Source organism: Microbulbifer sp. TYP-18, from assembly GCF_040932045.1.
Classification (GTDB): domain Bacteria; phylum Pseudomonadota; class Gammaproteobacteria; order Pseudomonadales; family Cellvibrionaceae; genus Microbulbifer.
The window spans coordinates 52539-64362 of record NZ_JBFRBC010000022.1; the positions used below are offsets into that span (position 1 = coordinate 52539).

An 11824-nucleotide genomic window follows, 5' to 3' on the forward strand; every position below is an offset into this window, starting at 1 on the left:
AACCTTGCCTGACTTCTCTCTATCCGGCTTTGCGGCCCACTAGCTGTCAGCGCGGGATTCCAGCATCGCCACCGCGGGCAGGGGCTTGCCCTCCACATACTCGAGGAAGGCGCCACCCCCGGTGGAGATATAGGAAACCTTGCCGGCGATACCGTATTTGTCTACCGCGGCGAGGGTATCACCGCCTCCGGCAATGGAAAAAGCCGCGCTGTCGGCTATGGCCCGGGACAGCCGCTCAGTGCCGCCACCAAATTGATCGAACTCGAACACCCCCACAGGGCCATTCCAGATAATGGTCCCCGCCTCGCGCAGGATTTCTGCCAGCTGCTCAGAGGACTGGGGGCCGATATCGAAGATCATGTCGTCCGCCTGCACATCCTCGGCAGACTTGGTTTCCGCGGCGGCGGACTCGCTGAACACCCGGCCGGTGACCACGTCCACCGGCAGCGGAATAGCACATTTTTCCATCAGTGCCCTGGCCGTATCCACCAGCTCGTGTTCGCACAGGGATTTACCCACCGCCCTGCCGCTGGCCGCCAGGAACGTATTGGCGATGCCGCCGCCGACGATCAGACGGTCCACCTTGGCGGACAGACTTTCCAGCACCGTGAGTTTGGTGGACACCTTGGAACCGCCGACTATGGCCACCAGGGGCCGCGCCGGCTCCGCCAGCGCCCGCTGCAGAGCCTCCAGCTCAGCCGCCAGGAGCGGACCTGCACAGGCAACCGGCGCATAGCGGGCCACACCGTGAGTGGATGCCTGGGCCCGGTGTGCAGTGCCAAACGCATCCATCACGAAAATATCGCACAGGGCGGCATAGGCCTTGGCCAGTTCCGGATCATCTTTCTGCTCGCCCGGGTTGAAACGCACATTTTCCAGCAGTGCCACCTGGCTGTTGGCCAGCTCGACACCATTGCGCCAATCGCCGACCAGCTGTACATCCAGGCCGAGCAGACCGCTAAGGTGCGCCGCCACCGGCGCCAGGGAAAACTCGTCGGCGTATTTTCCCTCGCTGGGCCGACCCAGGTGGGACATCAGCAGCACTTTGGCGCCGGCATCGATAGCGGCCTGGATGCTGGGCAGTGCGGCGCGAATACGGGCGTCGGAAGTAACCTCGCCATTTTTCACCGGCACATTCAGATCCTCGCGAATCAGTACCCGCTTGCCCGCCAGGTCCAAATCCGTCATCAGTTTAACCGCCATAGCCAACCCTCTCTGCCAGTCACTGCTCTGTGTGAAATACGGGCGCCAGGCACCCATGGGAACAGGCGCGGATTATAAGCCGCAAGCCCGCCAGCGCCCACCAAGCGGCGCGGAGTATACCAAGCCTTTGTGTAGTTGAATTACGACAGCCACCCTGTGGCGCGGGGCAGCGGGGTGGCCTGCCATGCAGGGAGTCTCCGCCTGTGGTTGCCGGCCCTCCGGACGCCGCCTACCATAGAGCCCCCCCCAACAGCCTCCGGAGTGAATAGACGAAGATGGAAAGCAGTAACCGCCGGCGGCGGGAAAAAGTCAATTTCAGCGGCAGCCGCGGCCAGACTCTGGCCGGCATTGTCGAGGCACCGGCGGGCGAGATCCGCGGCCAGGTCCTCTTTGCACACTGTTTCACCTGTGGGAAGGATGTGGTGGCCGCCGCCCGCATCGCCCGCCACCTTGCGGACCAGGGTTACGCGGTGCTGCGTTTCGACTTCACCGGCCTGGGGGACAGCGAGGGGGATTTCAGCCAGACCAACTTCTCCACCAATGTGGAGGATCTTATCAGCGCGGCGCACTACTTGGCGGAGAGCGGTCATGCCCCGGACCTGCTGATCGGCCACAGCCTCGGGGGTGCAGCTGTGCTGGCAGCGGCGGCGGAGATCCCCGAGGCCAGGGCAGTCGCCACCATCGCCGCACCCGCCTACCCCAACCATGTGATCAAACAGTTTGCCTGCGCCCTGGATACCATCCAGACCCAGGGCCAGGCGGAGGTCGAGCTGGCGGGGCGCCCCTTTACGATCAAAAAACAGTTCTTGGACGACCTGGACGCGCTCAAGAAAAATTACATCCACGAGCTGCGGCGACCGCTGCTGATTTATCACTCACCGGTCGACCAAACCGTGTCCATTGACGAAGCGGCCGAGATCTACAACCTCGCCCTGCACCCAAAAAGCTTCATCAGCCTCGATCACGCCGACCACCTGCTGACCCGCAAGGAGGATGCGGACTATGTGGCGGACACACTGGTCGCCTGGGCCAGCCGCTATATTCCCCGGCTACCGGATGGGCGCTGACGGCAAAATTGCAGGCCAATATGGAGCTGCACCGCGACGCAACTTCCCCCGGTCATGGTTGCAGTGTCAGGGCCGGTAACCCCCTTCGCTAGCCGCAACGCTGTGCAGGCTTCTGCATTGCTGCTCTGGCTTGTCCTCATGGGACTCAAAGTACCGTTGCGTACCTGTGCAATAGCCGGTTACTGGCAACCGAAAGGACTTGCGGCAACAGGCTGCGCCGCTACAATCCACCGCCGGCGGAAATCAGAACAGAGGATACAGGCATGGAGAGGGAAACAGCCGATAGCGATATCGTATTTCAAAGCTACGGTCGCTGCTGTAACAAGGAATTGTTTTTTGTGGACTTTTACGACTGCTTTATGGGCAGCTCAGCGGAAATCCGCGCTCAGTTTGTCGATACCAACATGGCCAACCAACGCCACCTGCTGCGCAATGGCATCATGCAACTGGTGCTGCATGCACGCGGCATGCCCGACACCAAACTGCGCGCACTGGGCGAGAGTCACTCCCGCAGCGGCTACAATATCCACCCCCAGTGGTATGGGCTCTGGCTGGAGGCCCTGATCCAGACACTGCGCAAGCACGACCCGGAATTTACCGAAGCCACAGAAGTCTCCTGGCGTCGCGCTATTCAACCGGGCATCGACCTGATCCGCGATGCCTACTGAGACCGCCCGGCCCCTGCCCCCGCAGTTAGGGCGCCTATTGAGTGAGCCTTGCAGGGCTCGCCGCTGCTGTTGCGGAGGCGTGCCGTACCCTGGTATTCACCCGGCGGGCCGGTTGAACCCGCCAGCCCGGCCCCACAACTGGACCAACGCACACTGCCGGGCAGGCGCCTCCATTTGCCAGCACCCCGGGCAAAAGGTATAAAGTTCCGGCACAACTGGCCACAGCCCCGCTTTGCAACTGACAAAAAAGCCAGCCCCGGCATCACAGTTTCCGGTAACTGCCGGCAATAAAGACCCTACATAAGAGTGGAACCTGGGTTCGCCGGTAGTTTCTGCAAGGGCTGGGGAAGGCCCCTAGAAAAATAAATCTACCGCGTAAGGAAACCTCGATGAAAATCGTAAAACCCCACTGGATTCCCCTCGCTTTGTCCCTGGCGCTGGCCGCCTGTGACAAACCTCCACAAACACAAACCAGCCCCAGTGCCACAGCGGAAACCGGTCCGGTCGCGGAGAGCCAGATGCCCACCGCTACAGAGGCACTGCATATTCCCTACGAGAAATTCACCCTGCCCAACGGCCTGCGGGTGATAGTACACGAGGATCACAAGGCGCCGATCGTGTCCGTGGGTGTCTGGTACCACGTGGGTTCGAAGGACGAAAAGCCTGGGCGTACCGGCTTCGCCCACCTGTTCGAACACCTGATGTTCAACGGCTCTGAAAACTACAACGATGAATTCTTCAAACCGTTCGAGCGCGCCGGCGCCACGGGCATGAACGGCACTACCTGGCTGGACCGCACCAACTACTTCGAGACGGTGCCCAGCAACGCCCTGGACATGGCGCTGTGGATGGAATCCGACCGCATGGGTCACCTGCTCGGCGTGATCACCCAGGAAAAACTCGACGAGCAGCGCGGCGTGGTACAAAACGAAAAGCGCCAGGGTATGAACCAGCCCTATGGCAAAGTCTGGGAGCAGATGCAGGCCGCCATTTTCCCCGAGGGGCACCCCTATTCCTGGACCACCATTGGCTCCATGGAGGACCTGGATGCGGCCTCTCTGGAGGACGTCCACGAGTGGTTTAAAACCTACTACGGCGCCGCCAACACAGTACTGGTGCTGGCGGGCGATATCGATGTGGCCACCGCCAAAGAGAAGGTCGCCAAGTACTTTGGCGATATCCAGGCCGGTCCGCCGCTGGTGAAAAAAGATGTCTGGATCGCCAAGCGCGATCAGTCCAAGCGGGACACCATGTACGATCGCGTCGCACAGTCGCGTGTCTACAAGGTTTGGAATACGCCCTATCTGGGCCACAGCGATGCCGATGCCGTTTCACTGGCCGCTGCGGTACTGGGCGATGGCAAGAACTCGCGCCTGTATAAACGCCTGGTATACACAGACCAGATCGCCACCAATGTCAGCATCAGCCTGTACGAATTTGAACTGGCCGCTATTTTCTCGATTATTGCCGATGCAAAGCCGGGCGTCGATCTGGCCGATGTGGAGGTCGCCATCGAGGAAGAGCTGCAGCGTTTTCTCGCCGAAGGTCCCACAGAGGAGGAATTGGCGCGGGTCAATATGTCGGAGTACGCCAGCGCCGCCCGCAATCTGGAGCAGGTGGGCGGTTGGAGCGGCAAGGGCGTGACCCTGGCGCGCGGCGAACTCTATCTGGGCAACCCCAACGGCCTGCTGGACAGTATCGCCAACAAGCGCCAGCTCACACCGGAGCAGGTGCGCGCAGCCGCTGACCGATGGCTCAGCAGCGGTGACTACAACCTGGAAGTGCACCCCTTCCCCGAGTACCAGGTGGCGGAGGCGGGCGCTGATCGCTCCAGCCTGCCGGACTTGGGACAGTTCCCGTCGGTACCTTTCCCACAGATCCAGACTGCGGAAATGGCCAACGGCATGAAAGTGGTGCTGGCCGAGCGCCACTCAGTGCCGGTGGTGGATATGCGCATGGTGTTCGACGCCGGCTATGCGGCCGACCAGGGCAAGACACTGGGAACCTCCAGCTATGCCATGTCCATGATGAAAGAAGGCACCAAGAAACTGAGCGCTCTGGAAATCAGCGCCAGGGAGGAAATGCTGGGCGCGCGTATCTCGGCAGGTGCCGATATCGATGTTTCCAATGTTAGCCTCAATGCGCTCAGCAGTAATCTGGACGATTCCATGGCCCTGTTTGCCGATATTCTTCTCAACCCCGCCTTTGCGGAAGAGGAGATTGAGCGCAAACGCAGTCGCTGGATCGCCAACATAAAGCAGGAAAAAACCAGGCCGGTGCAGATGGCGCTGCGCACCCTGCCACCGCTTCTGTACGGTGCCGACCACGCCTATGCGGTGCCCTTTACCGGTTCCGGTACCGAGAGTTCCATCGAGTCCCTGAGCCGCGATGACCTGGTCGCCTATCACCAGACCTGGCTGCGCCCGGACAACGCCACCCTGGTAGTCACCGGTGACATCAGCATGGAAGCGCTGATGGGCAAGCTCGAGCAGTACTTTGCCGACTGGCGCGCCCCGGAAACAGCACTGCCGCAGAAAAACCTGTCTCAAGTGGCCCTTCCGGAGAAAGCCAGTGTCTATCTGATCGACAAGCCGGGATCTGAGCAATCCATCATCATCGGCGGCCTGCTGGCACCCTCGGAGAGAATTCCCGAACGGGAAGCCATGCACATGATGAACGATATTCTCGGCGGCACCTTCACAGCGCGGATCAATATGAACCTGCGCGAGGAAAAACACTGGGCCTATGGCGCCTATTCATTTATGACCGGTGCCAAGGGACAGCAGCCGTTCCTCGTCTATGCCCCGGTGCAGACCGACAAGACCAGCGAATCCCTGCAGGAGCTGCAAAAAGAGCTGCGCGCCTATATTGGCAACAAGCCGGCGATGGCTTCAGAGTTGCAGAAGGTGAAAGACAAAAGGGTCAATGAGTTACCCGGGCGCTTCGAGACCATCGGTGCGGTTTCCGGTGCCGTCTCCAACATGGTGAAATATGATCGGCCACTGGATTATATGGACGGTTACGCGGAGCAGATTCGCTCTGCCGATCTAAACACTATCCACGACCTGGCCCGCAGCACCATAAGACCGGAGCAGTTTGTCTGGGTGATTGTTGGCGACAAGGAAAAAATCGCCGGCAAGATCCAAAGCCTGGATATCGGACCAATTACTGAAATTGATGCCGACGGCAAGCCGGTCACAAGCGGCACCACAGCCAGCGGGCAGTAGCCTCACCCGCAGCCGCAGCTGGTAAACCCAGCTGCGGCGATCAAACAATCCCACTGCGAAAACTTCCCCGGCTGCATTGCTCTCTAAACACAAATTGCCAGCGCTCAGTAACCGCCAAAATACTGACCCTGCGGTCCCATAGAGAACGCCGCCTCGATTGCATTGCCACCCTTGAAAGACTGCGCCATTGCGCGGAACCGCCTGGGCTGTAAGATTACGGATACAGGGATTTGCAAAAACTTTTCCTTTGGGGAAGCAGAAATCTCTTTCACAGCTGCCCAGCGTGGCTTGTAAAGTCAATTTAGTGGCCCGCTAAGTCTATCAAGCACTGAGAATTGTGTTATATGGTCTGCTGCAACAACAAAAATACGGAATAGCACCATGTCAAAACCTGTTTGCTCTGATCTTTTGATTGCCGGGGGTGGTCTAGCAGGCATTGTCACGGCACTGGAGGCAGTAAGAGCAGGTAAAACGGTCACCATTGTAGATCGGGATACGCCACAGCGGTTTGGCGGCTTAGCGCTGTGGGCCTTTGGCGGTATGGCACTGATCGACACACCGCTGCAACGCCGTATGAAAATTCCCGACTGTCCGGAATTGGCGCTGCAGGACTGGCTGCGCTTTGGCGAGTTAGACCCGCAGGATAAATGGCCGATACAGTGGGCCCGCTATTACGTAGAGCACTCGCGGGCTGAAGTATACGATTGGCTCGCCAGTGAAGGACTTAAATTTTTGCCATCGGTCAATTGGGTGGAACGGGGCCGCTTTGGCGACGGTAACAGCGTACCCCGCTACCATATCGTCTGGGGTACCTCCCGGGAGCTGGTTCGATGCATGGTGAATGCGCTGCAGGAGGCAGGCGCCCAGGGGAAACTGTCGATTTATCATGGCCACAGAGTCACTGCACTGGACCGGCAAGCGGGAGAAGTGAACGGGGCCATAGCGGTCAACGAAGAAACCGGCACGGAACACCGCTTCCAGGCGCCTAATGTTGTATTGGCCATGGGGGGGATAAACGGCGACCACGCTGGGTGCCGGGCCAATTGGCCAATCGACCGGCCGCAGCCCACCGAGATGCTCAACGGTGCGCATCCTTTTTCTGATGGCAAGCTGCATCACTGGACGGAGGACAATCTCGGGGCCTGTATTACCCACGCCGGCGAAATGTGGAATTACGCCGCCGGTTTTCCGCATCCATTTCCCCACTTCCCCGGTCATGGCCTTTCCTCCATTCCCTGTAAGTCCGCTTTGTGGCTCAACCATCGCGGTGAACGTATCGGCCCGGAACCCCTGGTTACCGGTTTCGATACCCACTGGTTATGCCAGCAGGTTGCCGTTCAGGAGAAACCCTGGACATGGCAACTACTCAACCGACGCATTGCATTGAAGGAGTTTGCTATTTCCGGTGCAGAGCACAATGCCCGCATCCGGGATAAACAATTTCCGTTACTTCTTAAAGAAATTCTATTGGGTAACAAACTTTTAGTGGACCAGATGCAGAACGAGAGCAATCACTTTCTTGTGGATGACACCCTGGATGGGCTGGCAAAAAAAATGAACGCACTTACCTGCTCGCTGGATGTTGACCCGGCAGTACTGAAAGCCACTGCGGATAGCTTTGATGCGAACTTCAGCAAAGGCGACCAACTCAACAATGATGCGCAAATCCGCTTGATTTGCCATGCGCGTCAGTGGGGGCCGGATCGTTTGCGCACATGCAAGCCTGCGCCACTACAAAAAGCCGGCGCCGGACCGTTTATCGCCATCCAGACACAGTTGACCACCCGCAAAAGCCTGGGTGGGTTACAGACCGACCTGCAAAGTCGCGTGTTGGATGCCAGCGGCAAGCCCATCTCCGGACTCTATTGTGTTGGCGAGGCCGCTGGTTTCGGTGGTGGTGGCAGCAATGGCAAACGCTCTCTCGAGGGCACTTTCCTGCCCGGCTGCATCCTCACCGCCAAGGCAGCAGCCAGGTCGATCAACCGGGGCAATTGATCCAGGGCCTGTTTACACTAACTGAGTTGGCCTTAGCATAAGCAAATTAAAATAAGCCCTACGACAAGAATAAAATCTGGAGAGAAGCGATGCCCAACGGCGCCCAAGCATTGATAAAAACCCTCGTGGATGCCGGTATTGAAGTGTGTTTTAGCAATCCTGGTACCAGCGAAATGCACTTTGTTGCGGCCCTGGATGGCGAACCCAAGCTGCGGGCAATTCTGGCGTTGTTCGAAGGCGTGGCAACGGGAGCGGCCGATGGCTACGCCCGCATGGCGGACAAACCCGCAGCCACCTTGCTGCACCTGGGTTGTGGTTTGGGGAATGGTCTCGCCAACCTGCATAACGCCCGTAAGGGTAATTCCCCAGTGGTCAATATCGTGGGTGACCACGCTACCTATCATGTAAAGTACGATGCGCAGTTGCAGTCAGATATAGAAACCGTCGCTCGCAATGTTTCGCCGAATTTTGTCCGTACTTCGGAAAGCACCGAATCCCTGTGCCGAGACGCCGCCGATGCCGTCACTGCCGCCCGGGGCCTGCCCGGCCAGGTAGCCACCCTGGTTCTGCCTGCGGACGTCTCTTGGGGGGATGGCGGCCAGCCTTGTGCGGCCCCCCCCCAGCCGCAGGCACCGACAGCGGACAATAAGGTCATCGATAGCGTGGCCGACGCAATACGCAACGGCAGGAAAACCGCTATGCTGCTCGGCGGTCGGGCCCTGCGGGAACCGGGGCTGCTGGCAGCTGCCCGCATCGCCGCTCACACGGGTGTTACTGTGTTTGCGGAAACCTTTCCCGCGCGCATACAACGGGGGGCCGGCCTGCCGCCGGTCGAGCGTATTGCCTATTTGGCGGAACTGGTCTCCCTGCAGCTGTCCGAATTCGACAACCTGATTTTGGTGGACGCTAAAGCCCCTGTGTCTTTCTTTGCCTACCCGGGCAAGCAGAGTTATTTAGTCCCGGATAGCTGTACCGCCCACACGCTGAGTACGCCTGAGCAGGATGCCACAGCCAACCTGAACAAGCTCGCGGAGGTGCTAGGTGCCAGCCAGGCACAGCCAATGCTGCAACCAGCCGGCCGGCCGGGCAGACCCAAGGGCAAACTTACCGCTGAAAAGGTATGCCGCGCTGTAGGTGAGTTGATGCCGGAAAACAGTATTATTGTGGACGAATCCATCACTTCTGGCTTGTTGCTCAATGCGATGACTGCCGGCGCCCCGAGACACGATATGATCACCCTCACGGGCGGAGCTATCGGTCAGGGGCTGCCCAGCGCTATAGGAGCTGCTGTAGCCTGCCCGGACAGGCCGGTGTTGGCCCTTATTGGCGACGGCACGGCCATGTACACCAACCAGGCATTGTGGACTATGGCCCGGGAGAACCTGGACGTGACCACCATTATCTTCAACAACGCCTCCTATTCTATTTTGAATGTTGAATTGGAGCGGGTGGGAGCGAAAGAAGCCGGAGAGAAAGCCAAGTCCCAACTTGATATCAGTGGCCCGGTCACAAACTATGCGCTATTGGCTCAAAGTATGGGCGTGCACGGCACACGGGTGAAAACATCGGAGGCACTATTAAAAGCGATGGAATATGCGCTCAATAATCCTGGCCCACACCTGATAGAGGCAGTGATACCCGAGTCACTTAACGGAATGAAGCGCAAAGTACTGCCCCGTCTGCTAAAAATACTGCCAAATCTGCCGCGGGTATTGAGCAAGGCATTAAAGAAGAAAATTGCTCCTTAAACCCTTTTAATCAGGGCAGTATCGGGAACCCTGCCGGGTTCCCAAGAACATACAATAGTGAATTGGTTTATACCCCCAACGGCCCACTATTATTTAAGCGTTGGGTTTTTAAGTTTTTCAGCTTTTGCATGGGAATAAATGTTATACCAATCAATATTACGCGTAGTATACATAAGTGCAGCCAACACAAGAAACACGAGTGCAGCTCCCATTAACAGGGCAAAGTCCTCTGCCTGCACTATGACATACAACAAACTGTAAAGAACCACAATCATTGCACTAAACAGCAATGCGGACTTGAAGCTACCGAGCATATACCGGACATAAAATAGTATTAGAGAGGAGCAACACAAGACCCCAATCAGGTAGGCCCGGAAAAATACGATGTGTTCCGACAGAGAGATCAATAGCAAATAAAACACAGATATAGCCAGACCAACAAATGCGTATTGTATTGGGTGAATACGGCGGCGAGCCACCTGCTCAAAAATAAAAAAACTAATAAAACTCAAACCGATAAATAATATCGCATATTTCACCGCCCTCTCAGACTGCAAATAGATATCTACGGGTTCGATAAACCGCACTCCAGAGGAGGAGCTCAGGAGTAACTTACAATCATTGCCTGAGATACAGCGATCGGCGAAACCCACCCAGTGTCCGGAAAAACGGGTTGCCTCCCAGCGGGCAAAAAAACCCTCTTTCGTAATATCCCGGTGCTTGGGTAGGGAAGCACCAATAAATTCCGGATGGGACCAATTGGATTGAAGCTGGATTGTCGCATGGTCCGCCAGGGGCACAAAAGAAAGTTGCTCCATTCCACGCAGAGAAACGGTCAACGAAAAATTGAGCGCCTTATCGCGTGCCAGGCCATAATCCAAATAGGTGTGCAGACCCGACCCTATGGCCTTGAGACGGCTCCCGGGATGCAGGTCGACTGCTTTCTGATTGAGCAACAGCTCCGGCTTGCGATCGATTCCCCGCATATCGGCTATATGCAATGTCAAATAAGGTGTTTCGATTGATTTAAACTGTGGCTTATTTTCGATTTCCTGCAGGTGTTCATTCAACTTTTCTGAATTGAACACACCCGTTAGTAGGATACTGGAGAAGTAGACAGGCACTTCATATATGCCCTTGTAGACACTGTCATTATCAACTTCGATCTTCTGATTCAGTTGGTTTGGAACGATAAAGCTGAACTCCCGTACAGTTTTGCTCTGCACAGCATCCGGAGACTGCTCCCCAGGAGAGGCTATGGGCACCTGTCTCTGATATGGGATGACCAAAATTGGCGTGAAAATCGTCTGACTGCCTGTCCAACTTTTCGCTACAGCGGCTTTAGCCTGATCCAAAAATGCCTGTCTCTCCTTAATTTTATGCTTTACCATGCTGATTGGGATCAACAATAGTATTCCGACTACAAAAATTATCAATATTTTAATTGCCAGTTGGCTTTGCATTGAGTTTCTCCTTGGAAAACCCAACACACATTAAAAGAGCATCCTGGCTAGCTTATGGCAAGATTATGATCAATTATGGCAAGTGCCGGCGGAAGATATCGGGACCACGGGGGCATAATTTGCCAAATATTATGCATTTCTGAAACTTTACGGCACCGCTTTACCCGATACGAGCACGCGGTATTAAAGAATATGTGGGGCTGGGCTAATGGTGGAAATTTCAGAACACAGTGAACTCCATAATATCGAGAAGTTCCAACACAAGAAAATTCGGTGAAATTATCGCATACAATCTTCTACAACGATATTTTATGTAAATATTTTCTGAATGAAAGGAAAGATCTAAGGAACGTCTGAATAACTCAACAATCGCTACGGCAGTATCAGTATTTTCTGGTGCGGGCCTGAATTTGACCAAAACAACCCTGAGATTGTTTGTTTTTTCACCTGGAA

The 11824-nt window shown here is 56.5% G+C and carries 8 protein-coding genes; 5 read left to right on the forward strand and 3 right to left on the reverse strand.

Features of this window, described 5'->3' with window-relative positions; translation table 11 throughout:
- Positions 1–39 precede the first annotated feature (39 nt).
- Entirely contained in the window at positions 40–1203 is a 1164-nt protein-coding gene (locus tag ABVT36_RS15555) for a phosphoglycerate kinase (RefSeq protein WP_368457360.1), read from the reverse strand.
- Positions 1204–1478: 275 nt separating this feature from the next.
- Here ABVT36_RS15555 and ABVT36_RS15560 point away from each other — a divergent pair, with 275 nt between their 5' ends.
- From ABVT36_RS15560 to ABVT36_RS15580, 5 genes are all read left to right on the forward strand, one after another.
- Positions 1479–2270, forward strand: coding sequence for an alpha/beta hydrolase family protein (locus ABVT36_RS15560; protein WP_368457361.1), 792 nt, complete (start codon positions 1479–1481; stop codon positions 2268–2270).
- Between the two features lie 263 nt (positions 2271–2533).
- Positions 2534–2938 carry a globin gene (locus tag ABVT36_RS15565; RefSeq protein WP_367152131.1) on the forward strand — a complete coding sequence of 135 codons (405 nt, stop codon included), beginning with the start codon at positions 2534–2536 and terminating at the stop codon, positions 2936–2938.
- A 389-nt stretch (positions 2939–3327) separates the two neighbouring features.
- Complete coding sequence (locus ABVT36_RS15570; protein ID WP_368457362.1) at positions 3328–6165, forward strand: M16 family metallopeptidase; 2838 nt, start codon at positions 3328–3330, stop codon at positions 6163–6165.
- 381 nt (positions 6166–6546) lie between these two features.
- On the forward strand, positions 6547–8160 hold the full coding sequence (locus tag ABVT36_RS15575; RefSeq protein ID WP_368457363.1) for an FAD-dependent oxidoreductase: 1614 nt from the start codon (positions 6547–6549) through the stop codon (positions 8158–8160).
- 89 nt (positions 8161–8249) lie between these two features.
- Complete coding sequence (locus ABVT36_RS15580) at positions 8250–9908, forward strand: acetolactate synthase large subunit (RefSeq protein WP_368457364.1); 1659 nt, start codon at positions 8250–8252, stop codon at positions 9906–9908.
- An 89-nt stretch (positions 9909–9997) separates the two neighbouring features.
- Here the strand turns inward: ABVT36_RS15580 and creD are convergent, their stop codons facing one another.
- Positions 9998–11371, reverse strand: coding sequence for a cell envelope integrity protein CreD (gene creD / locus ABVT36_RS15585; RefSeq protein ID WP_368457365.1), 1374 nt, complete (start codon positions 11369–11371; stop codon positions 9998–10000).
- A 220-nt stretch (positions 11372–11591) separates the two neighbouring features.
- Positions 11592–11824 (reverse strand): hypothetical protein (locus ABVT36_RS15590; RefSeq protein ID WP_368457366.1); only part of this gene is annotated, 233 nt, incomplete at its 5' end.